General features: G+C 39.5%; 17 protein-coding genes. 9 read left to right on the forward strand and 8 right to left on the reverse strand.

The window, feature by feature from the left end:
* Positions 1-148: 148 nt before the first annotated feature.
* From AB2N10_RS14550 to aldA, 3 genes are all read left to right on the forward strand, one after another.
* Complete coding sequence (locus AB2N10_RS14550; protein ID WP_369434018.1) at positions 149-1,177, forward strand: ABC transporter ATP-binding protein; 1,029 nt, start codon at positions 149-151, stop codon at positions 1,175-1,177.
* 690 nt (positions 1,178-1,867) lie between these two features.
* Positions 1,868-2,623 (forward strand): FCD domain-containing protein, encoded by a 756-nt coding sequence (locus AB2N10_RS14555; protein ID WP_354623087.1) that lies wholly within the window; start codon positions 1,868-1,870, stop codon positions 2,621-2,623.
* Between the two features lie 172 nt (positions 2,624-2,795).
* On the forward strand, positions 2,796-4,238 hold the full coding sequence (aldA, locus tag AB2N10_RS14560; RefSeq protein ID WP_354623089.1) for an aldehyde dehydrogenase: 1,443 nt from the start codon (positions 2,796-2,798) through the stop codon (positions 4,236-4,238).
* A 400-nt stretch (positions 4,239-4,638) separates the two neighbouring features.
* Here aldA and AB2N10_RS14565 read toward each other — a convergent pair whose 3' ends face one another.
* A complete protein-coding gene (locus AB2N10_RS14565; RefSeq protein ID WP_354623090.1) occupies positions 4,639-7,101 on the reverse strand; it encodes a glycoside hydrolase family 2 TIM barrel-domain containing protein in 2,463 nt (820 codons plus the stop codon).
* Between the two features lie 110 nt (positions 7,102-7,211).
* Positions 7,212-8,291 (reverse strand): family 43 glycosylhydrolase, encoded by a 1,080-nt coding sequence (locus AB2N10_RS14570; RefSeq protein WP_354623091.1) that lies wholly within the window; start codon positions 8,289-8,291, stop codon positions 7,212-7,214.
* A gap of 399 nt (positions 8,292-8,690) precedes the next feature.
* Here AB2N10_RS14570 and AB2N10_RS14575 point away from each other — a divergent pair, with 399 nt between their 5' ends.
* The 3 genes from AB2N10_RS14575 (at position 8,691) to AB2N10_RS14585 (ending at position 15,078) form a co-directional block, all read left to right on the forward strand.
* The gene (locus AB2N10_RS14575; RefSeq protein ID WP_354623092.1) at positions 8,691-9,155 is read left to right on the forward strand and encodes a YhcH/YjgK/YiaL family protein; all 465 of its coding nucleotides are present in this window, start codon (positions 8,691-8,693) and stop codon (positions 9,153-9,155) included.
* Between the two features lie 350 nt (positions 9,156-9,505).
* Entirely contained in the window at positions 9,506-12,421 is a 2,916-nt protein-coding gene (locus AB2N10_RS14580; RefSeq protein WP_354623094.1) for a beta-galactosidase, read from the forward strand.
* Between the two features lie 284 nt (positions 12,422-12,705).
* Positions 12,706-15,078, forward strand: a complete 2,373-nt coding sequence (locus AB2N10_RS14585; RefSeq protein WP_369434019.1) for a glycoside hydrolase family 2 protein — start codon at positions 12,706-12,708, stop codon at positions 15,076-15,078.
* Positions 15,079-15,268: 190 nt separating this feature from the next.
* On the opposite strand, the gene AB2N10_RS14590 is transcribed toward AB2N10_RS14585, so the two are convergent.
* The 6 genes from AB2N10_RS14590 to AB2N10_RS14615 all read right to left on the reverse strand — a co-directional run bounded on the left by AB2N10_RS14590 (position 15,269) and on the right by AB2N10_RS14615 (position 21,662).
* Positions 15,269-16,459 carry a methyl-accepting chemotaxis protein gene (locus AB2N10_RS14590; protein WP_369434020.1) on the reverse strand — a complete coding sequence of 397 codons (1,191 nt, stop codon included), beginning with the start codon at positions 16,457-16,459 and terminating at the stop codon, positions 15,269-15,271.
* Entirely contained in the window at positions 16,456-17,283 is an 828-nt protein-coding gene (locus AB2N10_RS14595) for a nitrate- and nitrite sensing domain-containing protein (protein ID WP_369434021.1), read from the reverse strand. Before AB2N10_RS14595 ends, AB2N10_RS14590 begins: the two co-directional genes overlap by 4 nt.
* Positions 17,284-17,802: 519 nt before the next feature.
* A complete protein-coding gene (locus AB2N10_RS14600) occupies positions 17,803-18,573 on the reverse strand; it encodes an IclR family transcriptional regulator (protein WP_354623098.1) in 771 nt (256 codons plus the stop codon).
* A gap of 377 nt (positions 18,574-18,950) precedes the next feature.
* Complete coding sequence (locus AB2N10_RS14605) at positions 18,951-20,039, reverse strand: 3,6-anhydro-alpha-L-galactonate cycloisomerase (RefSeq protein ID WP_354623100.1); 1,089 nt, start codon at positions 20,037-20,039, stop codon at positions 18,951-18,953.
* Positions 20,040-20,051: 12 nt separating this feature from the next.
* Positions 20,052-20,678: a bifunctional 4-hydroxy-2-oxoglutarate aldolase/2-dehydro-3-deoxy-phosphogluconate aldolase gene (locus tag AB2N10_RS14610; RefSeq protein ID WP_354623101.1), complete on the reverse strand. Its 627-nt coding sequence runs from the start codon at positions 20,676-20,678 to the stop codon at positions 20,052-20,054.
* A gap of 12 nt (positions 20,679-20,690) precedes the next feature.
* Positions 20,691-21,662, reverse strand: coding sequence for a sugar kinase (locus AB2N10_RS14615; RefSeq protein WP_354623102.1), 972 nt, complete (start codon positions 21,660-21,662; stop codon positions 20,691-20,693).
* Positions 21,663-22,041: 379 nt separating this feature from the next.
* On the opposite strand from AB2N10_RS14615, the gene AB2N10_RS14620 reads away from it, so the two are divergent.
* Genes AB2N10_RS14620 through AB2N10_RS14630 form a run of 3 tightly spaced genes read left to right on the forward strand, consistent with a single transcriptional unit; the run spans position 22,042 to position 25,557 of the window.
* Positions 22,042-23,502 (forward strand): mannitol dehydrogenase family protein, encoded by a 1,461-nt coding sequence (locus AB2N10_RS14620; RefSeq protein WP_354623103.1) that lies wholly within the window; start codon positions 22,042-22,044, stop codon positions 23,500-23,502.
* Between the two features lie 14 nt (positions 23,503-23,516).
* Positions 23,517-24,539, forward strand: coding sequence for a zinc-binding alcohol dehydrogenase family protein (locus AB2N10_RS14625; protein ID WP_354623104.1), 1,023 nt, complete (start codon positions 23,517-23,519; stop codon positions 24,537-24,539).
* Between the two features lie 10 nt (positions 24,540-24,549).
* On the forward strand, positions 24,550-25,557 hold the full coding sequence (locus AB2N10_RS14630) for an Ldh family oxidoreductase (protein WP_354623105.1): 1,008 nt from the start codon (positions 24,550-24,552) through the stop codon (positions 25,555-25,557).
* Positions 25,558-25,760 lie beyond the last annotated feature (203 nt).

Here is a 25,760-nt window from a genome sequence, read left to right on the forward strand (position 1 = left end):
TCGACGTATTAAAAGTGAATGAAATAAACTTAAATTATGAATTAAATCACATTCCTTACTCAAACAGTTAAAATTCATTTACCAATAATGATTTTTTGAGGTAGTTTGGTTGATAAATAGGTTCCCTCAAATATTAAGGCTAAATGAAATGGCAGATATAACACTCAGAGACGTAAAGAAGAGATTTGGAAAAGTTCAGACTATCCATGGAGTTGATTTAGATATCAAACACGGTGAATTTGTTGTTTTTGTTGGTCCTTCTGGTTGTGGTAAGTCTACTTTACTACGTTTGATCGCAGGCTTAGAAACAATTTCTGATGGTGAAATTTATATTGGCGACAAGCTAGTTAATAATGTTGAGCCATCGGAGCGTGGTGTCTCTATGGTATTCCAATCCTACGCGTTATACCCTCATATGACGGTAGAAGAGAATATGGGATTTGGTTTACGCATGAATGGTATGTCAAAAGCCGAAGTTAAAAAACAGGTTCAGCTTGCTGCTAAGACGTTACAACTTGAAGCTTTGTTAGATCGTCGCCCTAAAGAGTTGTCTGGTGGCCAGAGGCAACGTGTTGCAATCGGACGTTCAATCGTAAGAAAACCAAGCGCTTTCTTATTCGATGAGCCACTTTCTAACCTTGATGCTGAGCTGCGTGTTGAGATGCGTCTACAAATCGCACGTTTGCACCACGAAATCGATACAACAATGGTTTATGTAACACATGATCAAGTAGAAGCGATGACGCTTGCTGATAAAATTGTGGTACTACGAGATGGTAGAATTGAGCAATATGGCTCGCCACTTGAGTTATACAATAAACCCGTTAATACCTTTGTTGCTGGCTTTATTGGTTCACCACGAATGAACTTTATTGATGTTGATGTTGTTACAAAAGAGGGGGAAACGTTAACAGTTAAACTAGGGGATGATCAGATTATCCCGATTACTATCAAAAACCTTGAAAACATTACTCTCGGCGAAAAAGTGAAAATTGGTATTCGTCCTGAGCATATTTATATGGACGGTGAAGGTGAAATTACTATTAAATTCCAAAGTGAGGTTGTTGAACGTTTAGGTAACAGCACTTATCTGTTGGTCAGTTTGCAAAACAATCTGGATTTGTTGTACATCACCCCGGTGATAAAGAGGTCGTTGAATTTGAAGAGATTGAATTGACCTTAAGTGTTAACGATTTTTATGTATTTAGTGAAGATGGTTTATGTATTAGCAATGGTTAATTTATTAGCGGTTGCTTAACCTCTTTTTATCTACCACTAAAAACCTCGCAATCGCGAGGTTTTTTTATGCAACCTATTTTTGTTCGTGTTTTATATCGACTACATCAATTAATGCAATCGGTAAGTAACTATTCAACCACATTAAATTTAATGCTGTTTTAACCAGTAAAATAGAATAACTATTTATTGTAATCATAACCATTAATACTAATTTGCATAAGTATCTGATCTCGCTATTACTCAATCATGCGCCTTGCACTGCATCCTTTTTCTTCAACAAGCCTGACCACAGTATTATGCGGAATGGTATTTAAGTATGGATGTATTAATATATCAATCAACATAGGTCAATTAATCGCCTAAATTGGTATGGGTGTCTTTTGAATTTAATTTCCTCTTAAATCGTGATTAACGCCTCTAATAATTAGTGGCTTTTGTTATTTACCGCTGTCCACTGCTCTTTCACCCCTTTTTATTTTGTTTTTTTGACCTATTTTTTATGTTTGTATTTTATTTAAGATCAACAAAATAGCTGTTTCAGCGCTTCATAACGCAAAAACATCAATTTTGGTCGGCAATTAACCCCTTTTTACGGTATATTGGTTGATGATTGGTAATAGAGGTATTTATGGGAAATTTAAGTTCAAAAAGACGTTACTTTGAGATTGGCACACAGATAGAAGAGCTGCTCTACTCTGGTGTCTTCAAAGTGGGGCAGAGGTTGCAATCCGAGCGAGAACTGAGTGAAAGGTTTGATACTAGCCGTGCAACAATTCGAGAAGCGATTATTATGTTGGAGCTGAAGGGACTGGTTTCGGTTAAACAGGGCTCGGGCATTTTCTTCAAAGAAAACATTCAGTCGAGTATACCGAGATTAGGCTCGCTTGAAAATGATATTGGACCATTTGAATTATTACAAGCAAGGCAGATAGTTGAAAGTAATATTGCCTCTTTTGCTGCGACTCAAATTAAACCAACTGAGCTTAGAGAATTGAAGGAGGTATTGACCTTACAACAAAATGAGATTAATGGTGATAGCAAAAAGTTTGAAAAATTAGATCAAAAATTTCACCAGTTAATATCAGAATCGACTCAGAATCGAGTGCTTATTCAACAAGCCGCAGAAATGTGGAAAAATGTACGGGTAACAAATCCTTTGTGGTTACAGCTTAATACAAAGTATCTGCATGAAGAGAAGTTGCAAGCACAATGGATTAATGATCATAAAAGAATATTAGTTGCCTTACAAAGGCGCTCTCCTGAAGATGCGAAACAAGCGGTATGGCAGCATATAGAAAATAGTAGGCAAGAGCTGATGAAAATAGCCAGTGCCTATGATGAAGATGTGGATTTAGATGATCTGTTTTTTGCTTCAGATATTTAGTGATGAAAAATCGAGTAATATATAGTGGATTTTTTACTACATATGGTTTTTATTTGATGCTTATCACATAGTAATTGGTTTAATGTTTGCTACAATGCGGTAAACCAATTGCCGTTTGATAGATTTAAATGGTTTATAAACTTAAATTAACAGCGATTATGATGGAGTAAAAATGAAACGTTATCAGATGTATGTCGATGGAAAGTGGATCGATGCTAAAAATGGAAAAATTGACACAGTAATAAGCCCGTCTACTGAAGAGGTTGTTGCTGAAATTCAAGACGGTGATGCTTTAGATGCTGATCATGTATTGAGCGTGGCTAAACGTGCTCAATCTGAGTGGAAACGAACGACTGCTCGCTACCGTGCGGAGTTAATGCGTAAATTTGCACAAGAGATCCGTAACAACAGAGAACGCTTAGCTGAGTTACTCGTTACAGAGCAAGGTAAACTACTCCGAGTTGCACTTGGTGAGGTGGACGTTGCGGCATCATTTATTGAGTATGCATGTGATTGGGCGCGGCAAATGGATGGTGATATTGTTCAATCTGATAATGAAGATGAGCATATCTGGATTCAAAAAATTCCACGTGGTGTTGTTGTTGCAATTACAGCATGGAATTTCCCATTTGCGTTAGCGGGTCGTAAAATTGGACCTGCGCTGGTAGCGGGTAATACGATTGTTGTAAAACCAACTTCTGAAACACCTTTAGCAACACTTGAACTTGGTTATATCGCTGAAAAAGTAGGTATCCCTGCAGGTGTTTTAAACATTGTAACAGGTGGTGGTGCTAGTTTAGGTGGTGCATTAACAGGTCATAAATACACGAATATGGTGACAATGACGGGTTCAACACCTGTTGGTCAACAAATCATTAAATCAACAGCGAATAACATGGCTCACGTACAGCTTGAGTTAGGTGGTAAAGCACCGTTTATTGTTATGGAAGATGCGGATTTAGAGCAAGCTGCTGCGGCTGCATTACATTCTCGTTTTGATAACTGTGGTCAAGTTTGTACTTGTAATGAGCGCATGTATGTACACGCTTCTGTCTATGACCAGTTCATGGAAATCTTCATGGCTAAAGTGAAGGCGCTTAAAGTGGGTAACCCAATGGATGCTGAGTCTGATATGGGCCCGAAAGTGAACAAACGTGAACTTGAACATATGGTCGAGTTAGTTGAACAAGCTAAAAAAGAGGGCGCTACAGTTCTATTTGGCGGTAACCGCATCACTGGTGGTGAGTTTGATAAAGGTTTCTGGTTTGAACCAACTATCTTAACAGATGTAACGCAAGATATGACAATTGTTCATGAGGAAGCGTTTGGTCCAATTTTGCCTGTTGTTAAGTTTGCGACATTTGAAGAAGTGATTGGGTATGCTAATGATAGTGAGTATGGCCTAGCGACAATGATCTGCACGAAAAACATGAAATATGTTTACCGTTTAACGCATGAGCTTGAAAGTGGCGAAATCTATGTAAATAGAGGCCATGGAGAGCAGCACCAAGGCTTCCACAACGGTTATAAACTAAGTGGTACGGGTGGTGAAGATGGTAAATACGGTTTTGAACAGTATTTAGAGAAGAAAACATTCTACGTTAACTACGCATAATAGACTTTCTATTTAAGTAAAAAAACCGAGATTATTCTCGGTTTTTTTGTTTTTATGCCATTCCACATAATATTGTATCAGGGCTTGTTGAGGAAAAATGATGGAGAGCAAGGCGCATGATTGAGTAATAGTAGGCTATTGCGATTGAATGCAACGCAGCTTTCTATTATTTTTAACCAACAAGATGATCAGATACTTATGCGGATTGGTATTACCATAGTATTGCGATTGAATATAGCGCGCTATTTCAAATTACTACCTTCTATTCTTACTCCATACTGCCAGCCAGTCTTTTAATCAAACAGTGGCTTACGCAGAGGAAACTTTTTCAGCGGAGGAGATAATATCAAGCGAGCTATCCCCTTTTTAAGGGATGGCTCGCTTGTTGTGTCCAATAAACTTAAAGTGAGGTGGAAAGGGAGATAGTTTGGCTATATTGCCCTGACATAGAGTTTTGAGTGTCCTCAAGTGAAACTGTTAATTCTCCCTTTTGTCCAGGTAAAACCTTGACAATAGCGAGAGCTCTCCCCTCCTTTGTTTGGATCCAATGATTGCCATGTGCAGCACTGTTTTTAATTGAACCATTATCGGCACCAACCCAGGTGATATCGCCACTTAGTTGGAAAGTTAATCTCTGCTGTTGATGTTTTATCGGCACACCATTAAAGTCCATGAGCTGTATTACAAGTTGCTTGTATTGCTCATTGTTCGCTGATTCATCTTTAACTGATATATCACTGATCGCACCTGAAGTGGTGAGTGATTGTGTGGCTCTTATTTTATCTTGATCATAACCTATCAGCTCAATTTTCCCTTCTACGAATGGAACCACCCAGCGGAAAGTACGATCTTTTTGTTCAGTTAATAAACGTGAGCCATAACTTTGTCCATTAATAAATAGCGTTAACGTTTCACAATTGCTGACCGCTTCAATAAGAATTAATTCATCCTTTTGATAGTTCCAATGCTGATTTGACTCTGGCCATACCCATAATTTTTGCTCCCATGCGTCTGGATCGCTCTCCTGCGCATGATAGGTTTTAATATCAAAATCGATCTCGCGCTCTTTTGCTGGGATGGTGGTCATATGAACTATCGGCTCATCTGACCAAAGTGATTGGAACAGATAAAATGAAGATTTTTCAAATCCAGCCGCATCAAGTAACCCACTATCCGTTGTTCTTGTTGGCCACTGCCCATGTGTTTCACCCATGTAATTAACGCCAGTCCATAAAAATAATCCGCTGACAAATGGGCGTTCACTGACCGCTTTCCATTCATGCCATTGCGATAAATTTTCATTACCAATAATGGGCAGATTCGGATAGTGTTGGTGTGCATAATCATAAATAACTCGTCGGTAGCTAAAACCAATAACGTCTAATGCATCTGCATATCCCGACAGATAACTTGTTGAGGGCAAGATACAGTTCGCGGTAACAGGGCGTGTTGTATCTAGCTCCTTAACCCATTTAGCTAGTTTTTGCGCGGTTTTACCAATGTTGTACTGATGTTCAGGTAACGTGTCCAGCAGGTTTTTAATTTTCTTGGGGGAGTGAGGTGGCTGGCTCCAGAAGTAGTTACCATCCCAGCTGACATCAAAGAATCCTGTTGCTTCAACGTTACGTGGGTAGGTCCACTCAATCTCATTACCGATACTCCACATAAAGATAGAGGGGTGGTTAATATGGCTTTTTAGTGTGTTTTTGAGATCTTTCTCGGCGTCTGTTTGAAAATGCTCAGTATAGCCACGACTGATGAAATCATCGTGTTGGTCATTCATATTTAAACGCTTATCTTTAGGGAAATCCCATTCATCAAAAAATTCATCTTGTACTAATACACCAAGCCTATCACATAAATTTAATAAGCGTTTAGAGGCTGGATTATGTGCGATACGTACAGCGTTTACACCACAAGCTTTAAGTTTATTGAGGCGTCGCACCCAAACTTCATCGGGCACTGCTGCCCCAACCAAGCCACCATCATGGTGGAGGCAGACCCCTTTTATTGGTGTCAGTTGATCATTAATACTAAAGCCATTGTCTTTGCAAAAAGCTATTTTTCTAACCCCAAAAGTATCTGTTACACAGTCGACAACTTGATTATCAACGATGACCTTTGCGTTAAGCTGATACAGATGCGGTGTGTCAGGGTGCCATTTTTTAGCTTCATTGATTGTATGCTCTATTGTGACTTGTGCTTTATTTCCACTGAGCGTTGTGTTGTAAATATTTTCTTGTATTAATGCACCAGAGTCGACAGAAGAGATAGTTGTTGCTACCTGAGCAGCTGTTTCTTGATTGCAAGGTAAACCGGTCAGTGATAAGTCTACTGTTACCTCCGCTGTATTATCTTCATTCAGCTGAGTGGTGATCACGCTCCCCCAAATAGGCACATGAATCTGGTTGGTGATATGTAGGTGGACATCACGGTAGATACCTGAACCGGTATACCAACGCGAGTCAACATAACGGCGACGGTCAACCTCTATTGTTAGGGTATTCTCTGCACTTAAAAAAGGGGTAATATCAAGCACAAAGGGGGCATAACCATTCGCCTGAAAATGTATTTTTTGGTCGTTGAGATAAATGGTTGCATTGTTGTATATGCCATCGAACTCAAGGTACGCGTGTTGATTATCTGCTGATAGAGGATTTGTAAACTCTTTTTTATAAGTCCCCATTCCACCAGGAAGGTATCCTGTCGCGCCATCCCATTGCTCAGAAAACTGCTCTAAAATACTCCAGTCATGCGGTAGGGTGACAGTGTGCCAGTCAGAACGCTGTTCATCTCGCGCTAACTGAAATTGCCAGTTTTTATTAAATAGTGTTGTTATTCTTGGGGAGATAGGCGTATTCATTATATAACCTTTTAAAGCTGAGTTGTGTTAGTAATAGAATGTATTCGCTAAAAATAATAGCCCCAAGCAAACATTTGTCGGGGCTATACCAGCAGGGTAGTGTGGTTTATTTAATTACTATTTTGGAAAGTGCCTGAACTAAGAATCTGACGTTTTATGGTGTATAGACAAATATAGTTCCAGTTCCATGAAGGGTCATATTTATGACAAACACCCCAGTTTAACCCTGGATTTGCAAAACTTCCTTCATCTGCCTCTCTAAAAATACCGAGTGCTTCTGGCGCACCTTTTATGTGCGACATGATTTCAAAGTTTATGCCATCTTTTGCCCATTGGATTGTATTTTTTTCAGGTCCATCGGTAGTAATTAATGAAGCGATACCCCCATTTTGGTGCCATACAGCAACTTCATGTCCTGAATTAGAGATAGGGTTATATTCTGATTTTATATATGGTCCATGGATATTATCAGCGATTGCCACACCATGTTTTATTTCACGGCCGCCCATGTTCATCTCTTCACCCATTGTTTCTCCCTTGTAATAAAGGAAAAACTGGTTATTAAAAAACATTAAGCAAGGATCGTGTACTTTATGGCTATCAAAGCTACCCTTTGATTTTACGTGGAAACGATTATCTTCATCCCCGTCCCATTGACCATCTCTTGCTGGGCTCAGAATAGGCTCTGGTGATTTTTCCCATGGGCCAAATGGCGAATCAGACCATGCCATTGCAATCTCTTCATACTGACGATTGGTGTAAGGAGATTTTACCGTTTGATAAACCAGGTAAAACTTACCTTCATGCTCTAACACCTCGGGGGTAAATACTGCGCGGTCATCGTAACTACCTGCTTCACCTGCTTGCACGGCAGGGCCTTGCTCTTTCCATGTTATTTTATCTTCAGAGGTTGCATGCCAAACTTCCGTTTTATCCCATGGAAAGACTTTATCCTCTATATTACCGGTAAAGCCTTTTGTTTCACCCTCTCCTTTTGTGTACCAGCAGTGATATAAGCCATCAACTTTGATAACAGCAGTCGGATCGCGACGAATAACGCCCTCTTGATAAGCAAAGTCACCTTTAAGCTCAACTACATCAAACTCTACCATCCAATCTGGGCCACGGTTATCGTAACCTCGCTCTATTGCACGTAAGCTTGCAAGACTGAGCTTTTTTTCTGTTGTCATGCTTTTCTCCAATATAAAAATTGACATTAGGAGGAAAGGTAAACCAATATTGCCTTTAAGGCAATTGAAGAGTGCATTTTTACAGAAAGAAGTTGTGCAGATAGTGATTTGTCGCACAAATAAATATTGTCACATGAACGAAATAACACTAGTCGTTGCTCTTATGTTGCTGATTTGTAACTGTTTGTGTGATTTTTCTGTTTTTTGTTGAGTATTTATCATTTTCCGCTATTGAATCTATTGGTTGTAATTGGTTTTCCTGTTAGCATTGAAAGTACTGCTTCGCGCCTATTTTGGTAAACCAGATGGTGTTTGCTGTGTTGTCACCATTAAATATAATGTTTAATGTGATGTGCTAAGGGTAAGGTTTTTTATAATTGAAATTAAGGATGTAATTATATGTTATTTGGTAATGTTCAAAAGCTAAGCATGCTTAGCTATGCAAGCAATGAATTGGTCGCTTTGATTAAAGAGGCGCTGGCGCTAGTTGAAGGTAAAAGTGATGGTAAATACCCACTATCTGCGGCAAACGCCTTTGTGATCGTTGCCCATGGTGAAACTGAGTTACGTGAACAACGTCGCTCTGAAATCCATAAGGCTTATATTGATGTGCAGGTGGTTTTACAGGGGAGTGAAGCGATTGGTTACTCTTATTCACTTGACGAAAACAGCGCTGCATTAACCTCCTTAGAGAATGATGTAACATTTTTTGATGATGTCGAAAATGAACAATTTGTTAATCTATATGCGGGTGATTTTGCTATATTTTATCCAAATCAGCTGCATAGACCGCTCTGCGCTATTGATAAACCTGAGAAAGTAAAGAAAGCGATCATTAAAATTCCTAAAGTGCTATTCGATTGATTTTCAGTGCCTAATTGAGTGTTATAATCTACTTTATTACACTCAATTGTTGCCCCTTTTTAGTTAATAATAGTTTGCTTATCCTCGCTTATTTCTCATCATAATGACTGTTGTCCCTACCAATGTTATAAATTGCTATCAAGATCACTTTATTTTTCTTATTATCTATCTTGCTGTTTTTAAAGTGTTTATTTTGCTGTTTTCTCTATTTATTAGTCTAGATAACAAAATGAACGTTAAATTTTCTGTATTGATCACTAAATTTTTCGTATTGGTATGTAGAATTGCCTGAATACGTCAACCTGTTGTTATTTTTGGTTGACTTTTTTTGTGATTAAAAGGAGACACCTGTGTATTTAAAAAAGAATGCAATCGTACTTGCTATGATATCTGCCACCTTAATTGTCGGCTGTTCTATTAATACTGATAATGGGAAGGAACCATCGAATGCAGCCCAAACTGCTGAGACGGATATGACCAGTGCAGCCGTTGATATTGTTTTATCTGAAGCGGCTTTTTTAGCAAAAACGGAGAATACTCATACTTCCTATGAAGTTGTAGGAGAAGCACTCAAAATTACATTTGATGAGATCACCGAAGCGGAGAAAAATTCAAAGTGGCCTAATATGAAGTTCCGCCCTGTTGCTGGTAGCTATGATTGGAATACTAAAGGTGGGTTAAAGCTAAAATTAGAAAACCCTGGTAATGAGCAGGTTCGCATCGAGATGAAAGTAGTTGATGCAATTGGTTCAATGGGAGCGGCGACGCATCAGTTGGATCTTCCTATCTATATTGATGCTGGAAAAACAAAAACTGTTGATTTCTTGTTCAATGGGTTAGAGATGAATATCGAAGGCTACCGTGGTGGTAGTGAGCTTGATTTAAAAAATATTGTTGAATTTCAGTTTTATTCTGTAGGGCCAACGGGCAAGCAAGAGGTGATTGTTCACGCTATCGATTATATTGACAGAACGGGTGATTTTGTTGTTTCTGAGGCAAGAACAGATGTTGTAAAAGAAACCTCCATTGCAACCGTATTGAGTTTAACCGATTTTGAAAATTCAGCAGATGATCTGGTTGAATTATCCCTTGGTACAACTGTTACAGAGGTAACGGATGGTGGTGATCATGCGGTTCAAGTTGCATACGGTATTGAAGAATCCTACCCAACGATCAAGTTTTCTCCTGGTGTTGGCAAAGTATGGGATTGGTCAAAATATGGGGATGTCGCTTTTGCATTTGATGCTAAAAATATAGGCGATAAAGGTGCGCAAGTATTTTTACGTGTAGATGATGATGCTGATGAAAAATTAGGTGGCAAGGCGACGGGTGTTGTGCACAGTCGTACCGGTTATGTGCAACTACCTCCTAACTCTTCAGATACCTACTATTTCACCTTGAAAGATGTTGCTGAAGCGATGAACTCAGGTATGCGTGGTGAGCCACCTAAGAAAGAGTTTAGTGCTACACAGGTGGTATTTGGTTGGGGTGAAAGCGGCCTTGATATCTCTAATATCAGTAGTATACAGCTGTATATGATGAACCCGCAAAATGAAGCAACTATTGTTTATGATAATCTACGCTTGATTCCTAATTTAAGTAATGACACTGCACGTTATGTAGGGTTAATTGATCAATTTGGTCAGTATATTGATGAAACATGGCCTACAAAAGTAACCTCAGAAGCACAGTTAGTAGAGCAGGGTAAAACGGCTCTCAAACTGATTGATTCTGCGAAACCGCTCAGTGACCGTTCACGCTTTGGTGGTTGGGCTAAAGGTCCGAAATTAAAGGGAACAGGCTATTTCCGCACTGAAAAAGTTGGCGATAAATGGTCAATCGTTGATCCCGAGGGTTACCTCTATTTTGCGACAGGTCTTGATAATATCCGTATGGATGATCTGTACACAACAACGGGGATGGGGCTAGCCAGTATTGCTGAAGTTTCAACGGATAACTTACGCCCGAGTGAAGTTTCAGATCAACCTTATAACGAAAATACCGAGCCGCGTACTGAGCTTTCTCCATTACGTCATGGTATGTTTACATGGTTGCCTGATTATGATGCTCCACTAGCGCAAAATTATAATTACACTGAGATGATTCATACTGGGCCACTTGATCATGGTGAAATATTTAGTTTCTATGGCGCTAATTTAATGCGTAAATATGAGACAGATGATCGTGCTAAAGCATTGGATATTTGGCAGGACAGTACCCTTGCTCGTATGACTGATTGGGGCTTTACATCATTAGGTAACTGGTCGGATCCAAGTTTTTACGGTAATGGTAAAATTCCTTACACTGCACATGGTTGGATTATTGGTAACCATAAGCGTATTGATACTGGTAATGATTATTGGGGACCAATGCATGATCCCTTTGATGCAAACTTCCGCCAGTCTGTCGCAACAATGGCTAAGAAAGTATCAGGAGAGGTGAAAAATGACCCATTCTGTATCGGTTACTTTGTTGATAATGAGCTGAGCTGGGGTAACACCGTCTTTGATGCAAACCATTTTGCTTTAGCTTTGTCTGGCTTGCGTGGATCGGCTGCTGATAGTCCAACTAAAGCTGCATTTGATAAATTCTTAAAAGGTAAATATGGCTCTATCGCTAAGCTAAATAGTGCTTGGGGAACCGATATTGCTTCTTGGGAAACATTTGCTAAGGGCTTTAACTACCAAGGAGAGTTCACTGAAAACGTTAAAGCGGATTTAAGTGATCTGCTGTACCTATTTGCTGATCAATACTTCAAAGTTGTAAGTATTGAGATGGAAAAAGTGATGCCGAATCATATGAACCTTGGTTCACGATTCTCAGATTGGGGTATTACGCCTGAAGCGGCAAAAGCGGCGGCAAAATATGTTGATGTGATGAGCTACAACTTATATGCAACGGATCTTGAGTCAAAAGGGGATTGGAGTCGTTTACCTGAATTAGATAAGCCAAGTATCATCGGTGAATTCCACTTTGGTTCACTTGATTCTGGTATGTTCCATCCAGGTTTGTTAAGTGTGGATAGCCAAGCAGATCGTGGTAAAGCTTACGCTAAATATATGCAGAGTATTATTGATAACCCATACTTCGTTGGTGCGCATTGGTTCCAATATGTTGATTCGCCAGTAACAGGGCGTGCTTGGGATGGGGAAAACTACAATGTCGGTTTTGTCAGCATTACAGATACGCCTTATTTGCCACTCATTAATGCAGCGAAAGAGGTTAATGTCTCGCTTTATGAAAGACGTTACGGTGATGTAAAATAGTCTAATGATAAGTTGACAACTGCTTTTATATAAAGGCATAAACGTCATATGAAGCACTACACGCGAAAGCGTTTAGTGCTTTTTTTGTAGGTAAATAAAAGCGACAAGAATTTTCTTATGCGCAATGGTATTACATAGACTCTAATAATATTCATTAAAAAGTGTGTCCCCTCTCTATTTTATGCAATAACAACGATTTACTTTAAGTTACATAGGAATAAAATATTCATATAAGAATGTGTTATTTCTATATGAATCTATTTTGATGTTTAAGTGAGGGTGGTATGACAAGAAAAACAGTTGATCTAAGTGGTTGCCGTTGGCAGATGGAGCGCATGCGCCCAGGCCAAGGTGAAAAAGAGGGGTTACACCTACTGCCAGCCGAGTACCAAGGTACTCACTTTAGCTGGAACTTCGGCAGCGTGCCGGGTGATGTCTACACAGATTTACACCGCGCGAACGAAATTGCGGATCCCCTGTTTGGTCGTAATATGCACCGTGCTAAATGGGCGGCAGAATATGAGTTCTGGTACTGTCACCGTTTTGAAGTACCTGCAGAGATGAAAGGCAAAAAAATTCGCCTTATCTTTGAAGGTGTTGATTACAGCTGTGACGTTTGGTTAAACGGCACGCATTTAGGGCGTCATGAAGGGATGTTCTCAGCGTTTGAATTTGATATTACTGACATTGCGAGCTGGGCAGACTGGCGCGGTGGCTCCAACATGTTGATGGTGAAATTAGATCCGCCACCTAAAAACTACCGTAACTGTGGCGGTACAAAAGTTAATTTCTCTGGTGATTACTTCTCAGGTCTTGTGCCATTTGGTATTTGGCGTCCAGTGCGCATCGAAGCAACAGAGCAGGTTCGCATCGATAGCATTCGCACCGATGTAACGGTTGAGCGTTTACAAAACCAAGATAATGCACAAGTTGCATTAACGGTAGATATGGTAAGCCATAGCGATAGCACACAAAAAGTTACACTGGCTGGTGTTTTACAGGGTAAAAACCGTGCAACAGCCGCTGTGCACTTTGAAGTGGAAGTTAACGTGCCAGCAGGTGAGAGCCAAATTAGCACCACTATCAATGTTGAAGATGCTGCACTTTGGTGGCCGTGGGATATGGGCGCACAAAATCTCTATACCCTTGACCTTGAAGTAAAACAGGGTGATGCCATTTTAGATAACATGCAGGAGGTGATCGGCCTTCGTGAAGTCACAATGGACTTCAACCCAGGTTATGATAATGAATTCCCATGGACATTTATCATCAATGGCAACAAGCACTTCTTACGTTCTGCTTGTTGGGGTGGCCAACCTTCATTCTTCTACGGTCGTAACAGCCTGAAAAAATATGAAGATCGCCTCGCAATGGTTAAAGAAGCCAACATCAATAACCTGCGTATCTTCGGCTGGCATCCACCAGAAGTCCCTGATTTCTACCGTATCTGTGATGAATTAGGTATCACCGTTTGGACTAACTTCACACTGGCAACACAGGCTTACCCGAAAGAGCAAGCCTTTGTAGATGGGGTGTTACATGAATGTGTGGCAACCGTCAAAGAGCGTCGCAATCACCCATCACAAATTTTCTGGATGGGCGGTGAAGAGGTATTCTTCTCAGGTGCGCATGAAGAGAGTGGTAACAAACAACTCATGCAAGTGATCGGTGAAACCTTAAAAGGTTACACCAATATCCCTTACGGTTTAGCCTCACCACTGAGCTCAGAATCAGCGCAGAACATGGGCTTTGGCCCGAATGAATCGATGCATGCCAATGAGCATTACTACCAAGGTGGTAAAGAGTACATGGAAGAGTACTACCCCTCTCTTGATTGTGCCATTATCCCTGAATTAACCGCCGCTTCTGCGCCAAACATTGAAAGTCTGAAAAAATTCATCCCGGCAGATGAGTTATGGCCAATGGGGCCAAGTTGGGCATATCACTGGGCTGATATCGACATGTTAATCAACCTGAACTACGAAGTATTCGGTGATTACAAAATGGACTCATTAGAAGAGTTTGTAGAAGCGACACAAATCGCACAGGGGACGGTTATCCAATTTGCACTTGAAACTTACCGTCGTCGCAAACCGAAAATGAGTGGTGTTGCTATCTGTCACTTTATTACTCATGTGCCAGACATCAAATGGGGTGTGGTTGATTACTACGGTAAGAAGAAAACATCCTTTGATTGGTTAAAACGTACTTACCAACCACTACTACCAAGCTTACATTTCGACAAACGTCGTTGGGATGCAGGTAGCGAGTTCAAAGGTGGTATTTGGATAGTCAATGATTACCAATACGAATACAGCAACCTAACACTGGAGTGGAAAGTCTTATACGAAGGTCAAGAAACCGGTGTTGCAGGTAGCAAACAGGTTGATGTTGCATTAGATAGTTCAGAGCAATTTGCAGAGATTAGCTGGACACTGCCTAACAATGCCTTTGGTAGCTTTGAAGTAGAGTTAGTGATTAAAGATGAAGACGGCAACGTATTATCTGAAAACGCTTATGAACTACTGGTTGGCAATCAACAAGCAGCAAAAGCACAAAGCCTTGCTTACTTAGCTGAAGCGCAAGCTCGTTTAGATAAATACGGACACAGTGTTTATCGTTATTTTCCTGAAATGTGGGAAGAGCTAGAGGAATAACAGTAGCACCCACGTGGCAAAAGTTAATTATCTTTACTACGTGGGTAGAACATCTCCTTGATTTTTTAATCAACACTACAAAATAGATATTCATGCGTATAAATATACGTAATTGCTCTCTTCCCTAATGAAAATGACATGCTGGATATTTAATAAATAACCATGACACAGAATCTGGAATGCCTCTGTTTTATATGTCGAACTCTTGTGCGTATTCATTCAATTTATCACCGCTTGCTTTTAATTTTACACAAGCCTGCGTCGATGCTTCTGAATGACGAAAAAGCGCCTCTGTATCATCTTTAATCTTATGGATTCTTTCATTAATTTCAGCGGCTACCACTGTCTGTTCTTCGGCCGCTGTAGCGATTTGTTGCGACATAGCAGTAATATTATCAAGTTCTTCACGCAAGCATTCAACACCTTTTGCACTGTTTACGACTTCTTTTACAGCTGCAGTACCTTGCTCTTTTAAAGCTATCATATTTGTAGCTGCTGCTTTAGAGCCTGCTTGTAATGTTTCTATTTGTTGACGGATCTGCTGTGTTGACTCTTGTGTTTTGCTCGCAAGAGTGCGGACTTCATCTGCGACAACTGCAAAACCTCGTCCTTGCTCTCCTGCTCGTGCGGCTTCAATCGCTGCATTAAGTGCCAATAAATTAGTTTGTTCAGCAATGCTCTGAATCACGGAAAGTACATTGCTAATTTCTGCTGTTTCATCGTTGAGTTGATATACTTGTGTTTCTGTATTTGATAACTCTTGCAATAAATTTTCCATCATATCTTTAGTCAGGCTTGCTTTTTCTGCACTATCGATGGAGCTTTTATGTGCTCTTCCTACAACCTCAGCTGTATTTTGAGACAATGCTGCTACCTCTTGAATAGTTGCCGCCATTTCATTAATTGCGACCGAAATTGTATCTGTAGATTGGTTTTGGCTGTGAGCTAGTTTTTGGTTTTGCTCGGTAGAGTAGGAAACATCAGTGGATTGTTTTGCAATATTTTTAACTTCATCCTGCACATTATCAATAGCTTGGCTAAAACTTTGCATTAATGAATTAAATGCTAAGGCAACATGTGTTAATTCATCATTACCTTCACTTGGTAACTTATGCGTTAAGTTTTTACTGATTGATACCTCTTTTAGGGTGTTGACCAGAGCTTTGAGAGGGGGAATGATAGATTTTATAATAATAAAGGATATCAGTGCGATGATAATTATCGTTGTTATTAATATAATAAGGTTAAGCAATACTTTATCAGAAGCGGCTTTTAAGGAGGTTGTCACTTCACTTTTAATTTTATCTTCGATCAAAACGATCACTTTATGCAACTCAGACATGTTTTGAGTTGTTAAATCAAACCAGCGTTCTGGGGTCATATTGTAGGCCGTTCGCCCATACCCATCATTTCTCGGCGCATAGCATCAAGTTTTTTGTTGATGTCTGATTGTAAATAACCATTCCAGTAAGCGTCTGATATTTTTTCAGGTGCATAGGCTGATATACGTAGCTGCATATCTTCAATTTGACGGAAAATAGCCACATTGTTTCCCATTGAACTGTAATCTAAATTTTCGCGGGAAAACCCATCAAGACCATTGCCTCGTTCGCTTGAAAAACGATTATTAAGAGTGATAAAAGCGGAGTAAGTACCTGTTAATATACTTAATTTCTGATTTCCTGCGGATATTTTAACTACCGCATCAATGGTTTCAATTAATCCGGTATTCATATAGCCATAACGCCATAGAACATGCATATTATCAGCATCAAAAAGTTCTAATTTATCGGCATGGGAACGAGCAGATTTGAGGTATGAGAAGTAGTCATTAAAGGCATCAAATTTATTTTGTATACCCAATTCTGCTAATGCCTCCTTATTAGCAGCTTGATAGTGTTGATAGTTAGTAAGGACCTTATCTAATGTAGCACGTTGAGCAATTAACTGAGACTGAAAGCCTTTGCCTGTACTTCCTACTGGTGTACCACTAATGAAGCCTTGTGTTAAATCACGTTCAGTTTGCAGCTCCTGAAGTACTTTTCCAGCCTCTTGAGCTAAGAGCATTGCACTTGCAACTTTTTCTAATTTTGCCTGCTCATTTAATGAATCTAATAAAAATTTAACAGAGTAACTGCCTGCAACAATTGTTGGTAACAGCGCTAATATTATAATTCGAGTCGATATTTTTAATTTTGTTAACATAATTTACACCACATAAATAGAGTTAATATATTTTCTTATTGCAGGGGCTAATTTATTCCATCAATATGGTTCTGTATGCTATAGCATTTGGTTAAATAGTAAATTAAATTGGTTGATGAGTTTGATGTTGGCCACGTTATTTAACAATACATTCATTTATCAATTTTTCAGTTAAGTAATAAACGGTTTTATAATGACTTTAGATATGTATTAAATATCCGTCTGTAGTGGTTATTTGTCCAAGGATTTGTAGTCGCATAGTGGGGCTATTACTAACTCGAGAGAAAAACTAATCTTCGGTCGTTCAAACATATATCCATGTGACCTCCAGTTGCTTTGCCTATTGTTAACGGCATCTCATCTTTTATTGCTGGCCTTACAGCATAAGTTGCATGGGTATACTCTCTACATTATGTACCTATTTTTTTGAGCTTATAGCAATTCAATAAATAGCTGCTCTATCTATTAGTTTAACCAACAAGATAGAGGAGATACTTATTCGGATTGGTATATATTTATTTAACATTGCAGTTGCTCAGATATTTTGTTGGCAATAGTTTGTGCATGAGTGATTAATGCCTGTGATGGGGCGTCCCCATTTGAGTTTAATGTTGAAACTGTTAACGAAGCGACAACTAATCCATTCGGTTTTCCGATCAACACTGCAAAATTATTAATGCCTTCCGATAATTCGTTTTGCGCTGAGTCAATACCCGTTACTCGAACACTATCAATGAGCGCTAGAAATTCTGCTTTTTCCTCTTTGTTCATCTGATTAAATTTGTCATCTCGCTCTAAAATCATCCCTTGCACATCAGGATTACTATTTGCTAGTAATATACGACCTGAGACGGTTTCACTGGCAGGGAACAACGTACCTTCTGCAATACTAATGGAAACAGGGCCATGGCTGCGAGCATGCAAAATGACCATTGCTTGGCTTTGGTAAAGCATGCTTAGATGGCAGGAGTGACCTGTTGAAAAAGCAAAGTCTTCCATATGTGGTAAAGCACATTTTGCCACTTTGTGTAGCGGCGATATTCTGCGTGATAGGTTATAGATTTTTAATGATGCACTATATTTACCTGACAGTTCATCCCGAATAAGATACCCGCGCGCTTCTAGTCCAACTAACACTCGATAAATTTCATTCGCGCTACGGGATAATGCAGTCGCAATTTCAGTTTGTGATTTTGGCTGCTCTTGAGTGACGATATATTCAAGAATATCTAACCCCTTATCAAGCGCAGGCACTGCATATTTGCTTGCCGATTGTGTTTTTTTATCCATCACTACTTAGTTCGTTTTAAATTGTTTTTGCATATTAGCAGGTTGGCATTAAAACCCAAAATTAATCACTTTTGTTTAAAGCCGCGATATTTAAGCTACCAATAATCCCATTCCGCATAATATTGTGATCAGGGCTTGTTGAGGAAAAATGCTGGAGAGCAAGGCGCATAATTGAGTAATAGCAGGCTATTGCGATTGAATGCAACGCAGCCATCTATTATTTTAACCACCAAGATAGATCAGATACTTATGCGGATTGGTATAAGAGAGGATTTTTTAGGTTTTTCAATATTCCAAAAAAAATCCTTAACACCAAATAGTGTTAAGGATTTTTGGAGAAGCTCTTTTTATCTTGTTAACGCAAGATAAATCGTTGCTTAAACCTCATATTGCGCTATTTTCTGCCAATCGAATTCTACGCCAACACCAGGCTCGTCAGAAGCGACTGCACGATAGTTTTCTACTACTAATGGGCGCTTAGTATATTCGTCGATAGGGAAGCTATGTACCTCTAACCAACCTGTATCAAAAGCAGATACTAGGCTTACATGCAACTCTTGCATCCCATGCGTACAAACGGGAATTTCATTTTCAGTAATTAAATTAGCTGCTTGTAACCAACCTGTAATACCGCCACAGTTTGATGCATCCGGTTGTGCAAAGCCTAGTTTAGCTTGATCCATGGCATAACCAAATTCGTGAATGGTATGCAGGTTTTCACCCATCGCTAATGGAATAGAGGTGTTGTCAGCAATTTTTGCAAAACCTTTATAATCATCTGGTAGTGTTGGCTCTTCAAACCAAGTGATATCGTACTGCTCAACCGCTTTTGATAGCGAGATTGCTTGGTCAACTGTTAGTGAGTAGTTGGCATCGATCATAAAAGTAATATCTGGGCCAATTAGCTCTCTAACCGCTTTGATGCGATCAATATCTTCTTGCGCATTTTCACGGCCAATTTTAATTTTAACCGCGTTAAATCCAGCATCTAAATAGCCTTGGATATTTTTAAGTAGTTTCTCTAATGGGAATAAGAGGTCAATACCACCACAATAAGCTTTACAGGTATTGTTTTTACCTCCGGCCATTTTCCATAGTGGTAAACCTTCGCGCTTACCTTTTAAGTCCCACAATGCAATATCAACGCTCGACATCGCAAAGCTTGAGATACCGCCACGTCCAACATAATGAATATGCCACTCCATGAAATCGTAGATCTGAGCTATTTGAGTTGCATCTTTACCGATAAGGGCGGGTTGAATATCATGTTCAAGCATCGCTTTGATAGCATAACCACCTTTACCACCCGTGTAAGTATAACCTGTGCCTTGTGATCCATCTTCGAGCGTGATGGTTGTTGTGATCAGTTCAAAATGGTCGTGATCACCATGTTTTGCATCGGATAAAATCTCTTTTAATGGAATTTTGAATAGCTGCGTTTTTATCGTTTTGATTGCTGTATTCATCTGTCTAGCTACCTATTTTAAGTCAGTTACAATTTCGTTAATAAGGCGGCCAATCTCTTCCCAATTTCCGCTTTTAACAAGTGCAGGATCAACCATCCAAGAACCGCCACAAGCAAGTACTGCTGGCAGTGCTAAATAATCTTTAATATTTTTTGGGTTAATACCACCCGTAGGCATCACTTTAATTTGCCCGTAGGGAGCAAGTAGTGATTTTAGCATGGGTAGGCCACCAGATGCTTCTGCTGGGAAAAACTTAACGGTATCTAAGCCAAGTTCAATCGCTCGTTCAACTTGTGATGGGTTATTAACTCCAGGAATAATGGCAATATTATGTTTTTTACAAGCAGCCACAGTATTTGGGTTAAGGCCTGGTGAAACGATAAAGTCAGACCCTGCTTCTTTTGCTGCAATAACTTGCGCTTCATTTAAAACTGTACCTGCACCGATTAAGATATCAGGGTATTGCTTACGTAATAAGCGAATAGCTTCAACAGCTGCATCAGAGCGGAATGTGATCTCAGCTACAGGTAGACCGTTTTTAACTAACTGTTCACCAAGTGGAAGAATCAATTGTGCATCATCAACAGCGATCACTGGAATCACTTTAAGTGATTGTAATGCTTCATTTAACTGGTTCATTATTTTTATATCCTATTTAGAAGTGGGTTCGTTAATTCTTTCTTGTACCTGTTGTAGAGTCGGTAGCGGTGCTACTGCGCCATAACCTGTAATGGTAATCGAAGCGGTTGCATTAGCATGCTTTAAGCACTCTTGTAAACTTAAACCATTTACGTAATGAGTACAAAATGAGCCTGCGAAAGAATCGCCTGCTGCTGTTGCATCAACAGGTGTTACTTTATGTGGTGCAATGCTAAAACGCTGTGTTGCATCAGCAACGGTTGCGCCTTCAGAGCCTCGTTTAAGTACCACTATTTTTGCACCTAACGCTAGGTAGTGATCTATAATTTCATCTGCATCTTCTAAGCCCGTTAATAGTTGTGCTTCATCTAAGCTTGGGAAGCAGATATCAACCATTGATGCCGTTTGACTAATGATCCCTTTCGCTCTTTCAAGCGACCACAGTTTTAATCGTAAATTAGTATCATATGAAACCAATGTGCCATTTGCTTTTGCAATTTTGATCGCTTCAAAAACAGCATCGCAACTTGATGCGCTTATTGCCTGAGTGATTGCGGTAACATGCAGTAACTTCGCTTTTTTGATTGCTTCAATTGGGAGTTGGTTGTCTGTAATAAGACTAGCCGCTGAGCCTTTACGTAAAAAAGAGAAGTGGTGCCCATCACTGTTATGAGTAATGAAATAAACACCAGTATGTGCATTTGGATTGCTAACTACATTGGAAATATTAACTTTTTCTTCTTTCCATAGGTCGATAAAACGTTGTCCAAATTCATCACAACCTAGATGAGTGAGCATACCCACATCTGCACCTTGGCGTGCTGCTGCAATAGCAAAATTAGATGCATCTCCACCAAACCCACTCAAGAAGTCGGCTCCCGTATCGCTGACCTCTTTAATTTGACTGAATTCGTACATTGGTTCACCAAAGCTTAGGATTTGGCAAACGTCACTTTCATTTTCAACAGTTTCTTTTATGCTCATAACGCTCTATCACCTTATAATAACGACTTGATATAGTATGTGTAACTTATTTTAGATTTATCTATTAGAGATAGTATGTGGCTAATGTTATTTGGTCAACCAAAACGCGCAATGAATGTAGAGCAGTGTCACAAAATAGAGTTTGCTTTAAGCTAGGTTGTTTGCGGGTTTGCCCCCTTAGGAGCCTTTGTTTTATTGACATTTAGTTGCTTTACTATTTTTTTTTTAATATTTTTTCTTTTAATTGGTTATCCATTTGCCATTGATTGGTTGGTGTTCTTTGTTTACAATTACCTAAAGTGTTAATGAGTTGCTGTGTAATACAGCTGGTACATACTGTTCACAATGATTATTGGTTAATTAATCAAGGTAGGTAAATATGAATTATCCGGATATGAGATCCGCTGTTTATTCTTCTCAAACATCATATGTTCGAGAAAATTTAAAGTCTGACATTGTGCACATTGGGTTTGGTGCATTTCATCGTGGGCATCAAGCTGTTTACAATGATTTAACGAACGATATATCAGATACTCAATGGGGTATCTGTGAAATTAATATGTTTGGTCCTGCGGATCTTATTGATGATTTAAAAGCCCAAAATAACCTATTTAGTGTTGTCGAAAAATCTGCAACAGAAACTCATACGCGTTTAGTAAGAACCGTTTCAGAAGCGATTCATACGCCCGTTGACGGTATTAATGCTGCGATAGAAAAAATGTGTGAAGCGCAAGTGAAAATCGTTTCTTTGACTATCACAGAGAAGGGCTATTGTGTTGATCCTCAAGCGGGTACTTTAGACTTTACGAATTCACTTATCGTACATGATTTAGAAAACAGTAATGCGCCTCAATCTGCTATTGGTTTGATTACTGAAGCTTTACGTATCCGTAAGGAGCAAGGTTTAGCGCCATTTAGTGTCCTCTCTTGCGATAATATTCCTGAAAACGGTCATTTAACTAAAAATGCAGTATTAGCGTTTGCATCAGCGGTTGATAAATCACTGGGTGCATGGATTGAGGAAAACGTTAGTTTTCCTAGTACCATGGTGGATCGTATCGTACCTGCTATGACGCCAGACCAATTCGAAGTTATTCAAAAAGAAACAAATTATCTCGATCCTTGTGGTGTTGTGACTGAAGATTTCCGTCAATGGGTTATCGAAGATAATTTTGTTGCAGGTCGCCCAGATTGGGACAAAGCTGGTGCAATGTTTGTTGCTGATGTATTGCCCTATGAAGAGATGAAACTGCGTATGTTAAATGGTAGTCACTCATTCTTAGCTTATAACGGCAGCCTTGCTGGTTATGAGTTCATCTATCAATGTATGGAAGATGAAGCTCTAAAAGCTACAACACTGCGCCTGATGCTAGAAGAGCAAGCAAAATCGTTGAGCCCTAGCTTAAATGTTGACCTGCCTGAGTATGCCAACTTATTAATTGCCCGTTTTAGTAATACCAATATTAAACATAAAACTGGACAAATCGCGATGGACGGTTCTCAAAAACTGCCTCAGCGTGCTGTTGATCCGTTTATTGAACTACAAAAACGTCAGATCAAATCTGCATGTTTACCTGTATTAGTCGCGGGTTGGATGCATTACGTCATTAAGCTAATCCAGAAGGGTGAAACACTAGTTGATCCTATGGCTGAGACGTTTATAGAGATCGTTGTAGCTGATACTGACTTACAAACTAAATGCAATGCACTTTTTGCTATTGAAAAAATCTTTGGCAAGCATGCAAAAAATTCACTGTTTGCTGAGCAGGTAACAACAGCATTCAATGCCATAACAGAGCAAGGAATTGAATCAGTGATCAATTCTTTAGCAACCAAATAGAAGGCTTACTTAATATGAAAACACTTATTTGTCATGAACCGAACTCGATTGAATACATTGAACGTGAAATGCCTTCAATTGAAGCAAACGAAGTACTTTTAAAAACCCGTGCCGTAGGTATTTGTGGAACAGATATTCACGCTTATGCAGGTCGTCAACCATTCTTTTCATACCCTCGCGTACTAGGTCATGAAATTGCAGGTGAAGTGGTTGAGTTAGGTAGCGCAGTTACCTCAATTACTAAGGGCAAACGTTATTCAGTTATTCCTTGTATCCCATGTGGTAAATGTAGTGCATGTAAAGATGGCAAAACAAACTGCTGTGAGAATGTTTCTCTATATGGTGTACACCAAGATGGTGGTTTTTCTGAATACTTAGCGGTACTAGAAGATAACTTAGTTTTGTTACCGGAGTCAGTTTCTGATTCTCAAGGAGCATTAGTTGAATGTTTTGCTATCAGTGCACATGCCGTGCGTCGTGCTGAAATTAAATCTACGAATAACGTGCTTGTTGTTGGTTCTGGTCCAATTGGCTTAGCTGCTGCTGCGATTGCTAAAGCGGAAGGGGCGACGGTTGCGGTTGCTGATGTAACTGATTCTCGTCGTGAACATGTTGAAAAAGCACTTGGTATTCCTGCTTTAAACCCGTTAGAAGATTCTTATGTTGCTGATCTTCGTGCTGCATTTGGCGGTGAGTTACCGTGTGTTGTAATGGATGCAACGGGTAATAAAGGTTCAATGAGCCGTGCTGTTGAATTGATTCGTCATGGTGGTAAATTGGTATTCATCGGTTTATACATTGGTGATTTGGTTATTGATGATCCGACATTCCATAAGAAAGAGACCACTCTATTAAGTAGCCGCAATGCAACGCGCCAAGATTTTGAACGTGTTATTGAATTGATGGCTTCTGGTGATATAAGTGAAGCGATCATGAAAAATAAAGACTATGACTTTGACACCTTTGGTCTCACTTACAAAGAAGATGTTGTCGAAAACCTTTCGCTGGTAAAAGGCGTTATCAACTTTAATTCTTAAGGATAAATTCATGTCGACTCAATTAGTAAAAGAAGAAAAACTACGCGAACTTTCGTTAGCTAAACTATTGGCTGCTGGACTTGATGAAGCAACCGCTGCTGAAGTTGTTGATGTATTAGTTCACGCTGATTTAACAGGTGTGCATTCTCATGGGGTTATGCGTGTAGAGCATTACTGTCATCGTCTTGCGATGGGCGGATTAAATAAAGAAGCTAAATTTTCAATCGAACAAATATCACCTTCTGTTGCTGTACTTGATTCAGATGATGGTATGGGGCATTCAGGTCTTATTGCTGCAACCAAACACGGCATTAAAATGGCTGCTGAGACAGGTTTAGGCTTTGTGAGTGTTAAAAACACTTCGCACTGTGGTGCGTTATCTTACTTTATGGAGCAAGCTACAAGTGAAGGTATGATTGCGATAGCAATGACGCAGACAGATACTTGTGTTGCACCATATGGTGGCGCTGAACGCTTTTTAGGGACTAATCCAATTGCATTTGGTTTCCCAGTTAAAGATTCTCACCCGATGATTGTCGATATGGCAACAAGTGCCACTGCATTTGGTAAATTACTTCATGCTAAAGAAACTGGGCAACAAATTGGAGAAGGCCTTGCGATTGATAAAGATGGCAATGGCACAACGGATCCACACAAAGTTGAGAACTTATTAACGTTCGGTGGCCATAAAGGATCAGGCCTCGCACTCTCTATTGATGCGTTAACAGGCGGATTGATGGGGGCTAACATGAGTAACCATATTAACCGTATGTATGGTGATTATGAGAAAATGCGTAAATTAGCAAGTCTTGTTATTGTTATCAGCCCTGAAAAATTAGGTAACCCACTATTCTCTTTTGCAATTGGTGCAATGATCAATGAATTACGTGCGGTAAAACCTGTTCCTGGTGTAGATAAAGTGATGGCGCCAAATGATCCACAAGTAGCGTATAAAGCTAAATGCTTGGTCGAAGGTATCCCTGTTGCTGATGGTGTTTACGAGTATTTAATGAGTTAATGTTTCATCCTGTTTTTTGATAAAAAGCCCACTTTTAATGTAAATTAAAGTGGGCTTTTTGGCTTTATTTAAGGCGTAAATTTTAGATTATGAGATGTATGAATGATTAATTGGTTAACCTATGTGGTATTGTTGTGGTTAAATTTAATGGTATTGGTTGGACTTTTTATTGTATTTAAGTCACTAAATATAGGTAAGGATAT

The organism is Psychromonas sp. MME1 (assembly GCF_041080865.1).
Lineage (GTDB): Bacteria > Pseudomonadota > Gammaproteobacteria > Enterobacterales > Psychromonadaceae > Psychromonas.

What these genes read in the sequence shown, in the direction of transcription:
- AB2N10_RS14550 (WP_369434018.1), top strand. Translation starts at nt 149, where the DNA reads ATGGCAGATATAACACTCAGAGACGTAAAGAAGAGATTTGGAAAAGTT.
- AB2N10_RS14555 (WP_354623087.1), top strand. Translation starts at nt 1,868, where the DNA reads ATGGGAAATTTAAGTTCAAAAAGACGTTACTTTGAGATTGGCACACAG.
- aldA (WP_354623089.1), top strand. Translation starts at nt 2,796, where the DNA reads ATGAAACGTTATCAGATGTATGTCGATGGAAAGTGGATCGATGCTAAA.
- AB2N10_RS14565 (WP_354623090.1), bottom strand. Translation starts at nt 7,101, where the DNA reads ATGAATACGCCTATCTCCCCAAGAATAACAACACTATTTAATAAAAAC.
- AB2N10_RS14570 (WP_354623091.1), bottom strand. Translation starts at nt 8,291, where the DNA reads ATGACAACAGAAAAAAAGCTCAGTCTTGCAAGCTTACGTGCAATAGAG.
- AB2N10_RS14575 (WP_354623092.1), top strand. Translation starts at nt 8,691, where the DNA reads ATGTTATTTGGTAATGTTCAAAAGCTAAGCATGCTTAGCTATGCAAGC.
- AB2N10_RS14585 (WP_369434019.1), top strand. Translation starts at nt 12,706, where the DNA reads ATGACAAGAAAAACAGTTGATCTAAGTGGTTGCCGTTGGCAGATGGAG.
- AB2N10_RS14590 (WP_369434020.1), bottom strand. Translation starts at nt 16,459, where the DNA reads ATGACCCCAGAACGCTGGTTTGATTTAACAACTCAAAACATGTCTGAG.
- AB2N10_RS14595 (WP_369434021.1), bottom strand. Translation starts at nt 17,283, where the DNA reads ATGTTAACAAAATTAAAAATATCGACTCGAATTATAATATTAGCGCTG.
- AB2N10_RS14600 (WP_354623098.1), bottom strand. Translation starts at nt 18,573, where the DNA reads ATGGATAAAAAAACACAATCGGCAAGCAAATATGCAGTGCCTGCGCTT.
- AB2N10_RS14605 (WP_354623100.1), bottom strand. Translation starts at nt 20,039, where the DNA reads ATGAATACAGCAATCAAAACGATAAAAACGCAGCTATTCAAAATTCCA.
- AB2N10_RS14610 (WP_354623101.1), bottom strand. Translation starts at nt 20,678, where the DNA reads ATGAACCAGTTAAATGAAGCATTACAATCACTTAAAGTGATTCCAGTG.
- AB2N10_RS14615 (WP_354623102.1), bottom strand. Translation starts at nt 21,662, where the DNA reads ATGAGCATAAAAGAAACTGTTGAAAATGAAAGTGACGTTTGCCAAATC.
- AB2N10_RS14620 (WP_354623103.1), top strand. Translation starts at nt 22,042, where the DNA reads ATGAATTATCCGGATATGAGATCCGCTGTTTATTCTTCTCAAACATCA.
- AB2N10_RS14625 (WP_354623104.1), top strand. Translation starts at nt 23,517, where the DNA reads ATGAAAACACTTATTTGTCATGAACCGAACTCGATTGAATACATTGAA.
- AB2N10_RS14630 (WP_354623105.1), top strand. Translation starts at nt 24,550, where the DNA reads ATGTCGACTCAATTAGTAAAAGAAGAAAAACTACGCGAACTTTCGTTA.